Here is a 16,286-nt window from a genome sequence, read left to right as displayed (position 1 = left end):
GCGGACTGTAGGCAGGGTGCCATCAATTTTTCGTGAAAAAGACGCCAACAAATAATTGCACTTTATTGAACGAAGGGCAGAACACTTCTTGTTCAGCCTTTATTCAGGAGCAGGGCCTGTCGCCCTGCTCCCGAACAGCGGTCAGGCGGGCAACAGTACCTTGGCGTAGCTGTCGCGGTCCATGTCGACCAGCTCGACGCTCAACTGAAGCTCGCGACCGCTCACCTCGACCACCGCATCCTTGAGCACCTCGAGCAGGCTGCCCGAGAGCTGCTTCTTGACCTCCGGGGAGCGGCCGCTGAGCAGCGACAGCCGCACACAGACAAATGCCCGCTCGACCGGGGCCACGCCCACACGAAAATGTTCGAAGGCGCGCGCGCGACTCTTGATATCCAGTTCCTGGGCGAACTGACCACTGCCGACCAGCGCGTGATTCAGGCGCAGCAGAACCTTGTCGACTTCAAGCTCGCGCAGGTTGGCGCTGTATTCCAGGTGCAGATGGGGCATGACTCGGGCGTCCGTCGGGGGAAATGATTCGACAGACTACCCCATCTGCGGGTGGCGGCAAACGCGTCTATCCTGAAGGTTCATGCCCACCAACCTATCAGCAGAGGTGAAGAGATGCCGGTCAAACACGATTTGCTTGCAGACCTGAATCTGACCAGGGAAGCCTTCGACGAAAAAAAGAAAACCGACCCGCGGCTCAGTACGTTGCACGAGAAGTACAACGCGATCGACGCCCAAGTGGTCGAGGCAGAAAGCGGCAGCGCCACGGACGATCAGGTGACGGAACTGCGCAAGAAACGGCTGCTGACCAAGGATGAGATCGTCGACCATCTCAAAGCCTAGGCGTTGTACCGCTTGCCATGCTGGATAAATCTTGGTTGACCACAACAGTTAATATCATTTTGATATCAACTTTTTGCCAGGTAATTGGCAAGCCAAAAAAAACCCCGACACTTGGCGTGTCGGGGTTTCTTGATCAGGCCGCAATGGCCTGATCACGCCAAACTTACTGCTGCTGCGGCAGTTTGTCGATTGGACCGCAGCCACCAATAACCTTGGAGATGGAAACCGAAGGGTGGAACAGGTAATCGTACGAGCAGTTCTTTGGCTGGTTGTACACTTGGCCAGTGCAACCGGACAGCAGGGCAACACCCGAAACAACAGCGATTGCGACCGATGCCTTGATAAACTTTTTCATTCTAAATCCCTTAAATTACGATTCGCCGTCTTACTGATGGCGCGGCGATTGTAGGGAGGTCAGCACAATAAATCAAAAGATTTGTTACACCTTTCAAAGTCTTATGGAACGTTCGTGCTAGTTGCCCGGGCAGGGCCTGCGAATCGACTTCGACGGTCATTCTGATTTTCGGCTCAGATTCTCGAGCTTCACACCAGCGACACTTCGCCTGCTGCCGAGGCTTCGGCGGGCATGGCAAGGCGCAGTGCGCTCCTGATGTCTGCATTGATATCGTCGGTGTCTTCCAGCCCCACAGAGATCCGGACCAACCCGCGAGGTACGCCCATTCGCTCCAGGTCGGTGCCGCCTGCTCGGGCAAAACTACCGTAGTGATAACACAGGGATTCAATGTTCCCGAAGGTGGTACCTGTTCGTATCAATTGCAGTTGACTAACAAAGATTGTGCCCGCTTCCTGCGAAGGCAACACAATGGCAATAAGACCTGTATGCAATGACGGATCAATGCCGTTGGCCTGTGCGCTCCTGGTCGACCATACGGCACGCCATTGCAACGTGGGAAACTCCTGATTCAACATGGCAATGACAGCAAGTGCATTGTCGGCATGCTTTTTCAATCTGAGCGCAAGTGTTCTCAAACCACGCACCGTAAGCCAGGCCGAAAACGGGTCGAGGATCAGCCCGGCACTTTCCCTGTGAGACTTCAATGCCTTGAACAGATCCGGGTCATTGGTACTTACCATCCCGCCCATTACATCACCGTGCCCATTGATATGCTTGGTGGTGGAATACAAGGTCACTGCCGCCCCCAGCGACAACGGCTTCTGGCAAAGTGGCGTTAGAAAGGTATTGTCGACAACCAGAAGAACGGCGTTCTTCATGCAAAGTTTCGCCAGTTCCGCAATATTGATGTCCAGAAAAGCCGGGTTGGTGGGTGCCTCGATAAAGATCATTCTGGTGTCGGGCCGCAGGGCCGCCTGAAACGCCGCCGTTTCGTACGCTTCAATGACCGACAGCGTCATGCCACGCTGACGTGTTTCATGCTCAAGCTGTTCGATCACTTCATAGAACAGGCCGCGGGGCACGATGACGTGGTCACCTGCGCCCAGCAGCGCACGAAAGATCAGCAGGCAGGCGGTCATTCCGCTGTTGACTGCCAGACTGTAGGCGCAGTGTTCGATGGCACGAAACTTCGCCTCCAGGACGGAAACGGTGGGGTTGGCGTAGCGCTGGTAGGCAAAGTTTTCCCCCTCTGCATTGCCGAGCATGTCCCTCCCCGCTTCAACGGAGTCCAACAGTGCCGCGGAATTGCAGATCAGTGCGGGCACTGGAAACTGATCCAGGCCCGCCTCATGTTGCCCCAGGTGGATCGCGCGGGTAGCAGCGCCGAGTGGCGAAGACAGCAGATAATCACGGCGCTGCCGTTCACGCGGGCTCACGTTTTTGGTTGGGCTCATGAATGGCCTGATTCCGAAAGAGAGGGCTGATCCAGCCCGTTGATGATGACCTGCCCCTGGCGACCTGAGGGTGGTGCCGTTTACTCGTACTTGTAGCAAGGCACCACTTTTCCACCCAGCGAGACGATGGAGAACCTTTCCATTTTCGGCATGACGGCACAGGCCAGGCTCACTTGGGCCGCGCTGCAATGCAGCTCCTTTACCCAGATGGGATGATCCGCCTTGAAGCACTCGTGCTTCAGGTGCAGCAAATGTTGATCCAGTGGCATTCTGTCCGGGTCGCGTGGCATGGGGGCAGATGTCATCCTGGCGCGCTGCGTCGAATCAAACGCCAGGCGCAGGCACCGCAGCAGCCGTGGGTGCCGTGCCAGGTTGTTCCTTGAACCTGTCCATTCCCGGGTGACCTCTTCCAGGCCTTCGGCGACTTTGTATTGCTGCACCAGCTCCTTGATGGCGCGTGCTGCGGCGTGGCTCGGGTACAGCGAACAGCCACCGCCAACCACATGCACATCGGCGATTGTCTTGTCTGGGCAATAGGCAATGAAAACGGGATAGGGTATCTGGCTGGTGGCGTCGAACACTTCGATCGAGGCCCCGATGGCACCTTGCGCATCGCGCAAGGTTTGCAGCAATGCTTGCGGCATCGAGGCGTGAGCGATCTTTCTTATGTGTGTTTTGCACTCGTAAAAGAAGTGCTGTGCAATAAAGCGGCCGATACCGTGGCGCTCTATGACTTCGCTCGCGGCATGTATCGCCGCCTCGGCGAACCCGTAGCCTGCTGCCACACCCGTACCACAGGAATATCGGCGCGCAGCGCCATAGTCGGTATCATCGCCAGCGATGGCTTCATTGGCATACTGATGATTGATCAGGAATGACGGGTAGTGCAGATCAGCGCCGCCTGATGCTTCATGCGCCGCAAAGTGGATGACAGCCATCTGTGCAGTCTTCGAATGACGAAGCATCTGCACCGGCAGTACGTCCTGCAGGGCCGGTTGGGAAACAACCGAATCAAAACACTGCAAGGCGCTATGGGAGCGTAGTTGAAGTGGCCCCATGCTATGTTCATACGCTTCATACTTGGCGCCGATGCGCGCCTCTGCTTCATACCCTTTTCCGCAGCCGACAGACTCCATGTCACGGCTGTCAAAGGGGAATTCAAGCGTGGCCACAGTGCTGGACAGCGGGCTACCGTAACGGTTCAGGGTTACCTGTATTCCTTCGTTGATAAAGTGCTGATCTATCACACTTTCTGCATCTTGCAATGACAACGTTCGTTCGGGAGCAATCATGTTCATCGGCTGGAATTTCCATATACGCTGAAAGAAAAATGAGGCGCAGCAAGCGCCTCATTCATTTTCATCACTCAGCCAGTACAGCAGCTTCTTCTGGCGTGAACTCTTCTTCCAGCTTGACGCTATCCACTTCGTCTTCAGCAGGTTGGTCGACCTTGAACTCGTTGATATACATGCAGCAGTACTTACCCATGGAAATATCCTTTTCATGATGGATTCATGTGCGCACTTGTTTTCAGGTGCAGGTCGAGAGTAATACCGGCCACTTTCACTGCCCATAGGAAAAGTCCTGACTCCAGGCGTGAATACGTGGTTTATGGGGTGTTACTTGAGTGCCAGAACGCGCCGAAACAGGGAACAGTGTTTCCTACGCACAATTGCTGTGCGCACGCGAAAAGCAAAAAGCCCCTGAAACCGTAGGTTTCAGGGGCTCTTGCATGTATGGCGGAGAGATAGGGATTTGAACCCTAGGTACTGTTGCCAGTACAACGGATTTCGAATCCGTCCCGTTCGGCCACTCCGGCATCTCTCCAGTGGCGCGCATGATACCAGCAGTTTTCCCAAACGCAAAGCTTCTTGTGAAAAAAATTCGCGTGGTATCAGGCGCTTGCGTCAGTCACGCGCTTACAGCGGCACGCCCAGACGCTTGGCAACTTCTTCGTAGGCTTCGATCACGTCGCCCAGACCCTGACGGAAGCGGTCCTTGTCCATCTTCTTGCGGGTTTCCTTGTCCCACAGGCGGCAACCATCCGGGCTGAACTCGTCACCCAGCACGATCTCGCCATGGAACACGCCGAACTCGAGCTTGAAGTCCACCAGCAGCAGACCAGCGTCGTCGAACAGCTTGCTCAGCACTTCGTTGACCTTCAACGACAGCGCCTTCATTTTCACCAGCTGCTCGGCGGTGCCCCAGCCGAACGCAACCACGTGGGATTCATTGATGAACGGGTCGCCCTTCTCGTCGTTCTTGAGGAACAGCTCGAACGTCGACGGCTCCAGCTTGATGCCCTCCTCCACGCCCAGGCGCTTGACCAGGCTGCCGGCTGCGTAGTTGCGCACCACGCACTCGACCGGAATCATGTCGAGCTTCTTGACCAGGCATTCATTGTCGCCCAGCAGCTTGTCGAACTGGGTTGGAATGCCGGCTTCTTCAAGCTTCTGCATGATGAAGGCGTTGAACTTGTTGTTCACCATGCCCTTGCGGTCGAGCTGTTCGATACGCTTGCCGTCGAACGCCGAGGTGTCGTTGCGAAACAGCAGGATCAAGCGGTCGGCGTCGTCGGTCTTGTACACCGACTTGGCTTTGCCGCGGTAGAGTTCTTCACGTTTTTCCATGATGGGCTCCGCTTGCTAAATTGAAATGGGCTAGGCGATTTCGCGCCAGTCGAGCCCGTAATCCTGATTCGCCACTTGCAGCCAGTCCGGGTCACACCCGAGGGCGTCGACGAAACATTGCCGGGCCAGCTGTGGCAGGTTGTTCTTGCTGCTGAGGTGGGCCAGCACCAGGTGCTGCAGGTTCTGCCAGCCCAACTCCGACACCAGGCGCGCGGCCTGGTGGTTGTTCAAATGTCCGTAGTCGCCACCCACGCGCTGCTTGAGGAACATCGGGTAATGCCCGCGGCCCAGCATGTCGCGACAATGGTTGGCTTCGATCAGCAAGGCATCCAGGCCCTGATAGCTGTCGAGCAGGGCCGCGTCGTACGAGCCCAGGTCGGTCAGCACGCCAAACCGGCGGCGGCCATCGCTGAACACATACTGCAAGGGCTCCAGCGCATCGTGGCTGACGCCAACGGCGGCAATGCTCAATGCACCCAGCTGCAGGGTATCGCCAGCTGCCAGGAAGCCGCTGGGCTCCACGGGCTTGCGCATCCCGCGCAAGGTGCCACGACTGAGGTACACCGGCACATTGTAGCGCCGCGCCAGCAAACCCACCCCATGCACGTGGTCGGCATGCTCGTGGGTCACCAGCACCGCGCTCAACTGCGCCGCCGACACGCCGAGCAGCGCGAGACGCCGCTCGGTTTCGCGCAGGGAGAACCCGCAATCGACCAGTACGCAGGTACTGCCACTGACAATCAGCGTGCCATTTCCCTGGCTGCCACTTCCGAGTACGGCGAAGCGCACTTAACCCAGGTTGTCCTGGATGACGCTCAGCACGCGACGGGCCACATCGGCCGGGGCCACGGTGTTGATGTTCTTCTCGACCGTCACCTGCACGCTGTCACCCACCTTGCTCAGGCGTACCTGATAGCGCTCGGCGCGGGCTTCACGCTCTTCCTTGCTCGGCGCGCTGCCGAACAGGCGGCTGAAGAAACCAGGCTCCTGGTCCTTGGCCTCGGCTTTTTCGGCAAGGTTGATGTAGTACAGGCCCAGGCTGCGGTTGATGTCCTCAACCCGCCATTCGCCCTGTTCCAGGGCACGGCCGACGCTGGACCAGGCGCGATCGAGGTCGGCGCTCAGGTTCAGTACCGGGTTGCCGCTGCCGTCTTCGCTCAGGCTGACACGGCTCGGGGTATCGAAGTCACGGGCCGCCAGCAGCGATACCGAACCGCCCTTCTCGGCGCTGCGGGTCATGCTGGCAAGCATTTCGTCGACCAGTGCAGCGTCCACACCGGTGTTCTCGGCGCGTGCCGGGAAGTCCTGTTCGGCGGTGCTGCCGGCAGCACGCTCGACGGTCACCACATAGACTTCACTGGTATTGCGCTGTACGCCCGGCTCGATGCGAACCCGGGCACGGATTTCATTGTTGCTGCTGCCTGCAACACCGCCCAGGCGCTGGGCCATGGACGCCGACAACTCGTCGAAACGCTGCCAGGTGGTGCTGAACTCGCCGGTCTGCGGGCGCTCTTCGGCGATGCGGAAGCCGTTGTCCTCGAAGAACTGGTGGGCCACCGGCCACACCTCGGCCGGGGCGCGCTGGGCCAGGACCCAACGCGAAGCGCCGCTCTTCTGCAGGCTGAAATCGCTGATGTCGGCACCTGCCGCCAACGGCTGTGGACGCGGCACTTCGAACTCGCCCTTGACGTTGTCGTCGGCGACGTTGCGCGGAATCGGCAGCAGCGGGTCAAGACGCTTGACGTTGCTGACATCCGGCGGCAGCTGCATCGGCGGCTTTTGAGTGGCCTCCAGATAATCGCTGCCCCGGTCACGGAAGTAACCCTCTTCGCCCCAGAGCCAGCCACAACCACTGGTGCTGGAGATGATCAAGGCAAGGGCGGAAAGACCAGCCAATCGCTTCATGCGGTGTACGTCCTCAATTAAAACTTCAGGCCGCACTGGCGCATGGCCTGGCGTACCGTATCGTGACAGGATTCGCTCAGCCAGGTCAGCGGCAGGCGGATGCCTTTGTGCATCAGGCCCATTTCGACCAAAGCCCACTTCACCGGAATCGGGTTGGCTTCGACGAACAGGTCCTTGTGCAGGGGCATCAGTTTTTCGTTGATGGCGCGGGCCTCGTCGGCCTTGCCTTCGAGTGCGGCGTTGCACAGGTCGGCCATTTCGCGCGGGGCGACGTTGGCGGTCACCGAGATGTTGCCTTTACCGCCCAGAAGGATCAGTTCGACGGCGGTCGGATCATCGCCGGACAGCACGATGAAATCCTTGCTCACGCCATCCAGGATCGCCTTGGCACGCTTGAGGTCGCCGGTGGCTTCCTTGATGCCGATGATGTTGGGCACGCTCGAGAGACGGATCACGGTCTCGGCCTGCATGTCACAGGCGGTACGGCCGGGCACGTTGTAGAGGATCTGCGGGATGTCGACGGCTTCGGCAATGTGCTTGAAGTGCTGGTACAGGCCTTCCTGGGTCGGCTTGTTGTAGTAAGGCACCACCAGCAGGCAGGCGTCGGCACCGGCGTCCTTGGCATTGCGGGTCAGGTGCACCGCTTCGCTGGTGGAGTTGGCACCCGTACCGGCGATCACCGGAATACGGCCGTTGACCTGTTTGACCACGGCCTTGATGACTTCGATGTGCTCATTGACATCCAGGGTCGCCGATTCGCCGGTGGTACCGACCGCAACGATGGCGTGGGTGCCGTTTTCCAGGTGGAAGTCCACGAGTTTGCTGAGGCTGTCCCAGTCAAGACGCCCTTGTGCATCCATGGGTGTGACCAATGCCACCATACTGCCCGCAATCATGAAGCTGCTCCTGCCGGAAAAAGAGAGCGGTAATGGTACTGGCGCCACAGGGCTTGCACAAGCGAAGCAGGCGGCAGGAGCATTCCCCTCGGCGACCATTTTCGCTACCCTTCTCTCTTTGATCGGTACACAGCGGCCCGCCGGGCTGCCGACAACGCGCCCCGACAGTGCCCGAGCCCTCGATCCTGAGCCACGGAACCACGCCGACAAGCCTATTTGCCCCGTCACGTACCGACCGCTCATCGCTTTAGGAATGCTGCATGTCCACCCCCACCGTTCGCGAACAATTCCTTGTCATCAGTGCCCTGGGCGCCAACCCCATGGAACTGACCAACATTCTGTGCCGGGCCAGCAACGACAATCGCTGCTCGGTCGTCACCTCGCGCCTGACCCGCCACGGCGAGTGCAGCGCACTGGTGCTGCAGGTCACCGGTAGCTGGGACGCCCTGGCGCGTTTCGAAGCGGCGCTGCCGACCCTGGCCAAGAAGCACACCTTCACCGTGAATGTGGTGCGTAGCGCCGAACTCGAAGTGCGCCCGCTGTCGCTGCCCTACGTCGCCTATGTCAGTGCCGCGTACCGCCCCGACATCATCAACGAGCTGTGCCAGTTCTTCATCGACCACAACGTCGAGCTGGAGAACCTGACCTGCGACACCTATCAGGCACCACAGACCGGCGGCACCATGCTCAACGCCACGTTCACCGTGACCCTGCCGGCCGGCACCCAGATCAGCTGGCTGCGTGACCAGTTCCTGGACTTCTCCGACGCCCTGAACCTGGATGCGCTGATCGAACCGTGGCGCCCACAGAACCCCATGTAAGGAAACCCGCAATGGCCGTAGCACTCGACCAACCCGTCGCCGATTTCGAGGCGCAAGCCACCGGCGCCAAGACCGTCAGCCTGAGCGGCCTGAAGGGTCGCCAAGTGGTGATCTACTTCTACCCCAAGGACAGCACCCCGGGCTGCACCACCGAAGGCCAGGGCTTTCGCGACCAGTACGCGGCGTTCCAGGCGGCCAACACCGAGGTGTTCGGCGTATCGCGTGACGGGCTCAAGTCCCACGAGAACTTCAAGGCCAAGCAGGGCTTCCCGTTCGAGCTGATCAGCGACAAGGACGAAGCCCTGTGCCAGCTGTTCGACGTGATCAAGCTCAAGAAGCTGTACGGCAAGGAATACATGGGGGTAGACCGCAGCACCTTCCTGATCGACAGCGAGGGTGTGCTACGCAAGGAATGGCGCGGCGTGAAGGTGCCCGGGCATGTGGAAGCGGTGCTGGCGCAGGCGCAAGCATTGAACAAGGGCTGAAGCGCTTCGCCGGCGAAGCGTGCGCCGCGGCTAGAGCAGCGGCGCCACCACCGGCTCACGCCGCGGCCAGGCGTCGAGCACCGCCTTGAACAGCGTAGCCAGCGGGATCGCGAAGAAGATCCCCCAGAAGCCCCACAATCCGCCAAACAGCAGTACTGCGCAGATGATCGCCACCGGGTGCAGGCTGACCGCTTCGGAGAACAGCAGCGGCACCAGCACGTTGCCGTCCAGCGCCTGGATGATCGCGTACACCGCCATCAGGTAGATGAACTGGTCGCCCCAGCCCCACTGGAACAGGGCAATCAGGGTCACCGGTACGGTTACCACCACCGCCCCCACATACGGCACCACCACCGACAACCCCACCAGCAGCGCAAGCAGCGCCGCATAATTCAGGCCCAGTGCGATGAACGCGATGTAGGTGGCCACGCCGCAGATCAGGATCTCGATGCCCTTGCCGCGAATGTAGTTGGCGATCTGGCGGTTCATCTCCTCGGCCACGCGGGTCATCAGGGCCCGCTCGCGCGGCAGGTAGCCGCTGACCCAGCGCGCGATCTGCTCGCGGTCCTTGAGAAAGAAGAACACCAGGATCGGCACCAGCACCAGGTAGATCATGATGTTGACCAGCAACGGCAGGCTCGACAGCGAGAAGGTCAGCGCCCATTGACCGAACTTGCCGATCTCGCCGCGCATCGCCTCGATGGCCTGCAGCACCTGCTCATCCGAGACCAGATGCGGGTAGCGCTCCGGCAGCAGCAACAGCAGCGACTGCCACTTGCCAAGCATGCCCGGCAGTTCGTTGAACAGGGTGATCAACTGGTGCCAGAGCAACGGCACCAGCACCAGCAGGAACACCGCCAGCGCGCTCAGGAACAGCAGGAACACCAGCCCCACCGCCACCTTGCTGGGCACCCGCAGGCGCTCCAGCGCATTGACCAGGCCCTGCATCAGGAACGCCAGCACCATGCCCGCCAGCACCGGAGCCAGCATGCCGCCCAGGGTCAGTATCGCGGTGAACCCCAGAAACAGCAGGACCGCCAGCACCACCGCTTCTTCATCCGAGAAATAGCGGTGCAGCCAGCCACGAAGCACTTTGAACATCGGTGATCCTTAAAAAGAAGGGTTCAGGCTTTCTTGAGCCAGTAGGTGTAGACCCCGGCGTCGGCCTGCTCATGCAGCAGCGTATGACCGGCCAGGCGGGCAAAAGTGCGGAAGTCGCGCTGCGAGCCGGCATCGGTGGCCACCACCTTGAGTACTGCACCACTGCCCAGGCGGTTGAGCTCCATCTTGGCCTTGAGCAACGGCAAGGGGCAATTCAGGCCGCTGGCATCCAGTTCGGCGTCGCAGGGTACGGCATCGGTCATCGGGCTTCTCCAGGCAGGTGCATGCCCACGGCAGGTAGCGGCATGCACAGACCTCGTAGGATACCGCCACTGGTCGTCAACGTGTGAGCCGGCTACAGTAAGGTTCTTTGTCGACCCGAGCTTCGTGCATGAATTTTCTGCGCCCTACCCTGCTGACGCTGGCTTGCCTGCTGGCTCTACCGAGCCATGCCGACGACCTGCCGTCACTCGGCGACGCCAGCTCGGCCATCGTTTCCCCGCAACAGGAACACCAACTGGGCCGCGCCTGGTTGAGCCTGCTGCGCGGCAACGTGCGCCAGCTGTCCGACCCCCAGCTCAAGGACTACGTCGAAACCAGCGTCTACCGCCTTGCCGAAACCAGCCAGCTGCAGGACCGGCGCCTGGAGTTCATCCTGATCGACAGCAAGGAACTCAACGCCTTCGCCGCCCCCGGCGGGATCGTGGGGGTCAACGGCGGCCTGTTCCTGAACGCCCAGACCGAGGGCGAGTACGCCTCGGTGCTGGCCCACGAACTGGCGCACTTGTCGCAACGCCACTTCGCCCGCGGCGTGGAAGCCCAGCAACGCATGCAACTGCCGATGATGGGCGCCCTGCTGGTGGGCATCATTGCCGCCGCTGCCGGGGCTGGCGATGCCGGCATCGCCGCGATTGCCGGCACCCAGGCCGCCGCCATCCAGGAACAACGGCGCTTCTCGCGCCAGAACGAACAGGAGGCCGACCGCATCGGCATCCTCAACCTGGAAAAGGCCGGCTACGATCCGCGCAACATGCCGACCATGTTCGAACGGCTGATGCGCCAGTACCAGTACAGCGCCAAGCCACCGGAATTTCTGCTGACTCACCCGGTTACCGAGTCGCGGGTCGCCGACACCCGCAACCGTGCCGAACAGGCCCCCAAGGGCGGTGTGGACGACAGCCTGCGCTACCAGTTGATTCGTGCACGCCTGCAACTGACCTACGAAGGCACGCCGGGCCTGGGTGCCAAGCGCTTCCGCGCCCTGCTGGACGAAAACCCCAACCTGGATGCGGCGCGTTACGGCCTGGCACTGGCGCAGATCAAGGGCGGCCAGCTCAACGAGGCCCGCGAGAGCCTCAAGCCCTTGCTCGCCAAGGCACCCAACGACATCACCTACAACCTTGCGCAGATCGACCTGGACGTCACCAACAACCGCCTGGCCGATGCCCAGCAACGGGTGGAGAAGATGCGAGCCCTGTACCCGGGCAACTACCCGCTGCAGCAGTCACGCATCGACCTGCTGCTCAAGCAGAACCGCCCGGCCGAGGCAGAGAAGGCACTGGATGCGCTGCTCAAGAATCGGCCACAAGACCCGGATGTCTGGTATGAGGTGGCGGAGGTTCGCGGCCTGTCGGGCAACACAATCGGCCTGCACCAGGCTCGCGCCGAGTACTTTGCTCTGGTGGGCGACTTCGACCAGGCCTTGCAGCAGCTCGACTACGCCAAGCAGCGGGCGGGCAACAACTTTGTGCTGTCGTCGAAGATCGATGCCCGTCAGCGCGAGCTGATGGAACAGCAGCGGATGGTCAAGGACATGATGCGCTGACACGCATCAAGGTAGCGCGCACACCATATCGCGGGTCAGCCCCGCCCCCTTGTGGGAGCGGGCTCGACCCGCGATGCTGCTTTCAGGCGTTGCCGGAGAGCTTGAGCCGCGCCGCCTGGGTGAAGTCCAGCATGCGCTTGAGTGGCTTGAGTGCCTGCGGGATAAGCGCCGGCTCGACGAAGATCTCGTTGCTGCCCTCGCGCAGGCACTGCAAGGTGCGCTCAAGCGTGTTCATCGCCATCCACGGGCAGTGCGCGCAACTGCGGCACGCCGCGCCGTTGCCGGCAGTGGGCGCCTCGACGAAGATCTTGTCCGGGCACAGCTGCTGCATCTTGTAGAAAATGCCGCGGTCGGTGGCCACGATGAAGGTCTTGTTCGGCATGCGCTGCGCAGCCGCAATCAGCTGGCTGGTGGAACCCACCGCATCGGCCAGGTCGATCACCGCCTCTGGCGACTCGGGGTGCACCAGGATCGCCGCGTCCGGGTACAGCGCCTTCATGTCCAGCAACTGACGCGACTTGAACTCCTCGTGAACGATGCAGGCACCGTCCCACAGCAGCATGTCCGCGCCGGTGTTCTTCTGGATGTAGCGGCCCAGGTGCTGGTCAGGCCCCCAGATGATGGTCTCGCCGTTGTCCATCAGGCTTTCGACGATCTCCAGCGCACAGCTGGAGGTCACCACCCAGTCGGCCCGTGCCTTGACCGCCGCCGACGTGTTGGCATACACCACCACGGTGCGCTCGGGGTGCTTGTCACAGAACGCCGAAAAGTCCTCCACCGGGCAACCCAGGTCGAGCGAGCAGGTGGCCTCCAGGGTCGGCATCAGCACGCGCTTTTCGGGGTTGAGGATCTTCGCCGTCTCACCCATGAAGCGTACACCGGCCACCACCACGGTCTTGGCCGGATGCTGGTTGCCGAAACGGGCCATCTCCAGCGAGTCGGACACGCAACCGCCGGTCTCCTCGGCCAGGGCCTGGATCACCGGATCACAGTAGAAGTGGGCCACCAGCACGGCGTCCTGAGCCTTGAGCTCGGCGGCGATGGCGGCACGGTAGTCAGCCTCTTGCTCGGGCGTCAGCGGCTTGGGCTGCTTGGCGTCGAGGTGGGCCTGGACCAGAAGGCGTTCGGAAATCTGGGTCATGTTCGCAAGACCTGCAGGCGCTAGTGCGCGTAAGTCGAGTGTATCACCGAGCCCTGGCAAATCGGATAACGGTTCAGCCTGTACGACAGAACCAAAGACCCTCTGCGGCCTCGGGTTTTATGGGTTGCCGAAGGCTACAGATAATCGAATGAATTCTAAAGGGTTTTTTGCCAAACCAGGCTGGCGGGGCAAGCCCGCCAGCCCAGCGGTCAGTTGCCTGCCGGTTGCAGGCCGCCGAGGCTGGACATCACCAGCGCGGCGAACTCTTCAACGGTCATCTTCTGCCCGTTGAAGGCCACCTGGCCATCGGCATAGTGCAGGTTGGCAATGATGTCATTGCCCTTGAGCGTGGCCAGCTTGGAATACAAGGCCATCTGCCCGACCATCTCGCCGGCCATTGCGGCCTGCTTGACCTGCGCCTCGTCCTGCCCTTCCAGGCTGGCCTGCAAGGCTGCCAGGTCACCGATCATCGGCTTGGACAGCGACAAGCTGCTCTGCAGTTTCTCGATCATCTGGCGCACCAGTTGATCGGAAGGCAGGTCGGCCGACGTCGGCTTGGCCAGGTCCAGGGTGAGGTTGAAGCGACTTTCACCGTTGGCGGTCTTGAAGGAAAGGTCCTCCACGGCCACCTGAGGCTTGCCCGCCAGCAACTGCATCATCTGCACCTGCATCAGCGCCTGCTCTTCGGCATTCAGCTCCAGCTCGGGCGGTTGGCCGGCAGCGGCCGTCTCCTGCAACTGGGGCATGTGCTTCTCATAGATCGCCATGATCGCCTGCAGCGCAGGGATATCGAAGCGGTTGACCGCCACCACCAGTTGCCCGCCGCCCACGGCCTTGCCGTCATAGGTGATGGCGTCGACCTTGTAGGCGGCCCTGGCATCGACCTTGTCGCCGTTGACCTTGTAGGTGTTGCGTTGCTCCACACCCTTGACGGTCAGCGGTACCTGGCGATCGCCAAAGGTGAAGGCGCTGTCGTCCAGGGTCACGTCGGCCTGGCCTTCATAGAAGTCGTAGGGCGTCAGGGTGAGGTCTGCAACCAGTTTCAGGCCCTTGAGGTCGAACTTGAGCGGCGGCGTCTCGCTATCGACCATCGACACCTGCAAGGTGCCCATGCTGCCGTCGAGCTTGAGGCGCTTGCCTTCGAAGTCACCGCTCATGCCCAGGTCGAAGCCGGAGAACTTCACCGACGAACCGTCCTTGGCGATGTCCAGCGGCATCAGCCTCAACGTGCCGTCATACGACTGGTCATAGCCCAGGCTGAACTCGCCCTGCACCGGCGAGACATCACCGCTGGCCGCATACCACTCGGCTGTGGTGGCATCCTTCTCGATCGAGGTGCTGGATGCCGCCATCACCGGCATCAGCTTGAATGCCTTGACCCGCTGCCAGGGAAACGGCCCGTGCTCGATGCGATCGACCAGGGTCAGTTCCAGGTTGCTCGGCTCATCGCCCAGCTCCAGGTTCTGCACGGTGAACCTGTAACGCGCGACACTGCTGAACAGGTGTTGCTCCAGCGATACCAGCTCAAGCCGCGCCGTGGCACCCAGGCCCTTGAACGACTTTTGCATCTGCAGATTGGACTGTGCGGTAGCGTGCTCCAGCACGCCAGGCAACTGCTTGCCCGTATACCACGCCCCGGCCGTGCATACGGCCGCTACGGCGACGGCAAGCCCGCACACCACTCCCAGTGTTTTCTTCATGAATTGATCCGTTTGCTATCCATATTGAGGTGAAGCGATGTTACTCGTTGACGTCCATGAACTCCCGCGCCCAGACGATGTAGTCGCCGGGTACGGTGTAGGTATGGGTGAGTTCGGTGGCACTGAGGTCCGAGGCGCTGCTGGTGATGCGGCGCTGCTCGCGCAGGCAGTCGTAGGTGGCCTTGATCGCGGCGAAGTAGGCGCCATGGCCATCCACGGCGATACGCACGCCCAGCTCGGCCAAGCGCGTGTCGTCGTGCAGCTGCGGGTTGCCGTAGGTCACCAGCATCAGCGGCACGCTGACGTGGCGGGCAATCTCTTCGAGGTGATCGAAATCGCGGATGCCGACCATGCACACGCCGTCGGCGCCAGCATTCTGGTACGCGACCACGCGGGCAATGACTTCTTCGACCGGGATCAGCGCGGCATTGGTGCGCGCGATGATCGACAGCTCCTGGTCGACGCGAGCCTCCAGGGCAGCGCGGATCTTGCCCACGCCTTCGTCGATGCTGATCAGGTCGGTGGACTTGCGCCCGAACTGGGCAGGCAGCAGGGTGTCTTCGATGGTCAGCGCAGCCACGCCGGCGCGCTCGAGCTCGGTGACGGTGCGCATCACGTTCAGCGCGTTGCCGTAGCCGTGGTCGGCGTCGGCGATCACCGGCAGCTGTGCGACACGCCCGATGCGCGTGGCCTGCTCGGCAAATTCACTCAAGGTGATCAGGGCAAAGTCCGGAGCCGCCAGCACCTGTAACGAAGCCACCGAGCCGCCCAGGATGCCGACTTCGAAGCCGAGGTCGGCGGCGATTCGCGCAGACATCGGGTCGAACACGGAAGCCGTGTGATAGCAGACCGGGGAGGCCAGGAGTTTACGAAAGGCACGGCGCAAATCTTGGTGGGAGGCTCTAGGCATGATCATTCCAGTTTCTTCATCTTCATTCTGGAGGAGAACATACCATTCCTGCCCGACACTCCGACAGTCGCCAGACCCGAACCCAAACAAAAATAAGCGAACAGAAAACGAAAACGCCCCCCCTCCAGAAGCCCTGCACGCGCTGACACCCCTCATTCTGAGGGAGAGACCAGTCGCGGCTTGCAGGGCTGTCGAGAGTGACCGCCCAAGGGCA

General features: G+C 61.0%; 18 protein-coding genes and 1 tRNA gene. 4 read left to right on the top strand and 15 right to left on the bottom strand.

Annotation, left to right across the window (positions count from 1 at the left end):
• Positions 1-141: 141 nt before the first annotated feature.
• Complete coding sequence (locus tag LOY33_RS06775) at positions 142-507, bottom strand: 5-carboxymethyl-2-hydroxymuconate Delta-isomerase (protein ID WP_058541519.1); 366 nt, start codon at positions 505-507, stop codon at positions 142-144.
• A gap of 114 nt (positions 508-621) precedes the next feature.
• On the opposite strand from LOY33_RS06775, the gene LOY33_RS06770 reads away from it, so the two are divergent.
• The gene (locus LOY33_RS06770; RefSeq protein ID WP_043864210.1) at positions 622-849 is read left to right on the top strand and encodes a YdcH family protein; all 228 of its coding nucleotides are present in this window, start codon (positions 622-624) and stop codon (positions 847-849) included.
• Between the two features lie 163 nt (positions 850-1,012).
• Here LOY33_RS06770 and LOY33_RS06765 read toward each other — a convergent pair whose 3' ends face one another.
• The 9 genes from LOY33_RS06765 to dapA form a co-directional block, all read right to left on the bottom strand.
• Positions 1,013-1,204 carry a YhfL family protein gene (locus LOY33_RS06765; RefSeq protein ID WP_043864211.1) on the bottom strand — a complete coding sequence of 64 codons (192 nt, stop codon included), beginning with the start codon at positions 1,202-1,204 and terminating at the stop codon, positions 1,013-1,015.
• A 188-nt stretch (positions 1,205-1,392) separates the two neighbouring features.
• A complete protein-coding gene (locus LOY33_RS06760) occupies positions 1,393-2,658 on the bottom strand; it encodes a PLP-dependent aspartate aminotransferase family protein (protein WP_258662345.1) in 1,266 nt (421 codons plus the stop codon).
• A gap of 80 nt (positions 2,659-2,738) precedes the next feature.
• On the bottom strand, positions 2,739-3,956 hold the full coding sequence (locus LOY33_RS06755) for a YcaO-like family protein (protein ID WP_258662344.1): 1,218 nt from the start codon (positions 3,954-3,956) through the stop codon (positions 2,739-2,741).
• A 64-nt stretch (positions 3,957-4,020) separates the two neighbouring features.
• Positions 4,021-4,146 (bottom strand): hypothetical protein, encoded by a 126-nt coding sequence (locus LOY33_RS06750; protein WP_254996984.1) that lies wholly within the window; start codon positions 4,144-4,146, stop codon positions 4,021-4,023.
• A gap of 249 nt (positions 4,147-4,395) precedes the next feature.
• A tRNA-Ser gene (locus LOY33_RS06745) sits at positions 4,396-4,485 on the bottom strand.
• Between the two features lie 92 nt (positions 4,486-4,577).
• Complete coding sequence (purC, locus tag LOY33_RS06740; RefSeq protein ID WP_010223163.1) at positions 4,578-5,288, bottom strand: phosphoribosylaminoimidazolesuccinocarboxamide synthase; 711 nt, start codon at positions 5,286-5,288, stop codon at positions 4,578-4,580.
• A 30-nt stretch (positions 5,289-5,318) separates the two neighbouring features.
• A complete protein-coding gene (locus LOY33_RS06735; protein ID WP_043864220.1) occupies positions 5,319-6,077 on the bottom strand; it encodes an MBL fold metallo-hydrolase in 759 nt (252 codons plus the stop codon).
• Positions 6,078-7,193, bottom strand: a complete 1,116-nt coding sequence (gene bamC, locus LOY33_RS06730; RefSeq protein ID WP_258662343.1) for an outer membrane protein assembly factor BamC — start codon at positions 7,191-7,193, stop codon at positions 6,078-6,080.
• 17 nt (positions 7,194-7,210) lie between these two features.
• A complete protein-coding gene (dapA, locus tag LOY33_RS06725; RefSeq protein ID WP_043864222.1) occupies positions 7,211-8,089 on the bottom strand; it encodes a 4-hydroxy-tetrahydrodipicolinate synthase in 879 nt (292 codons plus the stop codon).
• Between the two features lie 260 nt (positions 8,090-8,349).
• Here dapA and LOY33_RS06720 point away from each other — a divergent pair, with 260 nt between their 5' ends.
• Together LOY33_RS06720 and LOY33_RS06715 are read left to right on the top strand one after the other, a co-directional pair.
• Entirely contained in the window at positions 8,350-8,910 is a 561-nt protein-coding gene (locus LOY33_RS06720; RefSeq protein ID WP_043864223.1) for a glycine cleavage system protein R, read from the top strand.
• Positions 8,911-8,921: 11 nt separating this feature from the next.
• Positions 8,922-9,395 carry a peroxiredoxin gene (locus tag LOY33_RS06715; protein ID WP_043864224.1) on the top strand — a complete coding sequence of 158 codons (474 nt, stop codon included), beginning with the start codon at positions 8,922-8,924 and terminating at the stop codon, positions 9,393-9,395.
• 30 nt (positions 9,396-9,425) lie between these two features.
• Here LOY33_RS06715 and LOY33_RS06710 read toward each other — a convergent pair whose 3' ends face one another.
• A complete protein-coding gene (locus tag LOY33_RS06710) occupies positions 9,426-10,496 on the bottom strand; it encodes an AI-2E family transporter (protein WP_043864225.1) in 1,071 nt (356 codons plus the stop codon).
• A 23-nt stretch (positions 10,497-10,519) separates the two neighbouring features.
• Complete coding sequence (locus tag LOY33_RS06705) at positions 10,520-10,759, bottom strand: sulfurtransferase TusA family protein (protein ID WP_043864226.1); 240 nt, start codon at positions 10,757-10,759, stop codon at positions 10,520-10,522.
• Between the two features lie 128 nt (positions 10,760-10,887).
• Here LOY33_RS06705 and LOY33_RS06700 point away from each other — a divergent pair, with 128 nt between their 5' ends.
• Positions 10,888-12,321 carry a M48 family metalloprotease gene (locus LOY33_RS06700; RefSeq protein WP_043864227.1) on the top strand — a complete coding sequence of 478 codons (1,434 nt, stop codon included), beginning with the start codon at positions 10,888-10,890 and terminating at the stop codon, positions 12,319-12,321.
• 82 nt (positions 12,322-12,403) lie between these two features.
• Here LOY33_RS06700 and nadA read toward each other — a convergent pair whose 3' ends face one another.
• The 3 genes from nadA to LOY33_RS06685 form a co-directional block, all read right to left on the bottom strand.
• Positions 12,404-13,462, bottom strand: a complete 1,059-nt coding sequence (gene nadA, locus LOY33_RS06695) for a quinolinate synthase NadA (RefSeq protein WP_213607178.1) — start codon at positions 13,460-13,462, stop codon at positions 12,404-12,406.
• Positions 13,463-13,671: 209 nt separating this feature from the next.
• Positions 13,672-15,162, bottom strand: a complete 1,491-nt coding sequence (locus LOY33_RS06690; RefSeq protein WP_058541515.1) for a YdgA family protein — start codon at positions 15,160-15,162, stop codon at positions 13,672-13,674.
• 40 nt (positions 15,163-15,202) lie between these two features.
• Entirely contained in the window at positions 15,203-16,072 is an 870-nt protein-coding gene (locus LOY33_RS06685) for an oxaloacetate decarboxylase (protein WP_043864299.1), read from the bottom strand.
• Between the last annotated feature and the right edge of the window lie 214 nt (positions 16,073-16,286).

It is taken from the genome of Pseudomonas sp. B21-036 (genome assembly GCF_024748925.1).
Classification (GTDB): domain Bacteria; phylum Pseudomonadota; class Gammaproteobacteria; order Pseudomonadales; family Pseudomonadaceae; genus Aquipseudomonas; species Aquipseudomonas palmensis.
Note: the sequence above shows the minus strand (reverse complement) of the source record. Positions and strands in the feature narration are given on the sequence as shown.

Bases quoted from the DNA above. Each gene is read 5' to 3' on its own strand.
- LOY33_RS06775 (WP_058541519.1), bottom strand. From the start codon at position 507: ATGCCCCATCTGCACCTGGAATACAGCGCCAACCTGCGCGAGCTTGAA.
- LOY33_RS06770 (WP_043864210.1), top strand. From the start codon at position 622: ATGCCGGTCAAACACGATTTGCTTGCAGACCTGAATCTGACCAGGGAA.
- LOY33_RS06765 (WP_043864211.1), bottom strand. From the start codon at position 1,204: ATGAAAAAGTTTATCAAGGCATCGGTCGCAATCGCTGTTGTTTCGGGT.
- LOY33_RS06760 (WP_258662345.1), bottom strand. From the start codon at position 2,658: ATGAGCCCAACCAAAAACGTGAGCCCGCGTGAACGGCAGCGCCGTGAT.
- LOY33_RS06755 (WP_258662344.1), bottom strand. From the start codon at position 3,956: ATGAACATGATTGCTCCCGAACGAACGTTGTCATTGCAAGATGCAGAA.
- LOY33_RS06750 (WP_254996984.1), bottom strand. From the start codon at position 4,146: ATGGGTAAGTACTGCTGCATGTATATCAACGAGTTCAAGGTCGACCAA.
- purC (WP_010223163.1), bottom strand. From the start codon at position 5,288: ATGGAAAAACGTGAAGAACTCTACCGCGGCAAAGCCAAGTCGGTGTAC.
- bamC (WP_258662343.1), bottom strand. From the start codon at position 7,193: ATGAAGCGATTGGCTGGTCTTTCCGCCCTTGCCTTGATCATCTCCAGC.
- dapA (WP_043864222.1), bottom strand. From the start codon at position 8,089: ATGATTGCGGGCAGTATGGTGGCATTGGTCACACCCATGGATGCACAA.
- LOY33_RS06720 (WP_043864223.1), top strand. From the start codon at position 8,350: ATGTCCACCCCCACCGTTCGCGAACAATTCCTTGTCATCAGTGCCCTG.
- LOY33_RS06715 (WP_043864224.1), top strand. From the start codon at position 8,922: ATGGCCGTAGCACTCGACCAACCCGTCGCCGATTTCGAGGCGCAAGCC.
- LOY33_RS06710 (WP_043864225.1), bottom strand. From the start codon at position 10,496: ATGTTCAAAGTGCTTCGTGGCTGGCTGCACCGCTATTTCTCGGATGAA.
- LOY33_RS06705 (WP_043864226.1), bottom strand. From the start codon at position 10,759: ATGACCGATGCCGTACCCTGCGACGCCGAACTGGATGCCAGCGGCCTG.
- LOY33_RS06700 (WP_043864227.1), top strand. From the start codon at position 10,888: ATGAATTTTCTGCGCCCTACCCTGCTGACGCTGGCTTGCCTGCTGGCT.
- nadA (WP_213607178.1), bottom strand. From the start codon at position 13,462: ATGACCCAGATTTCCGAACGCCTTCTGGTCCAGGCCCACCTCGACGCC.
- LOY33_RS06690 (WP_058541515.1), bottom strand. From the start codon at position 15,162: ATGAAGAAAACACTGGGAGTGGTGTGCGGGCTTGCCGTCGCCGTAGCG.
- LOY33_RS06685 (WP_043864299.1), bottom strand. From the start codon at position 16,072: ATGCCTAGAGCCTCCCACCAAGATTTGCGCCGTGCCTTTCGTAAACTC.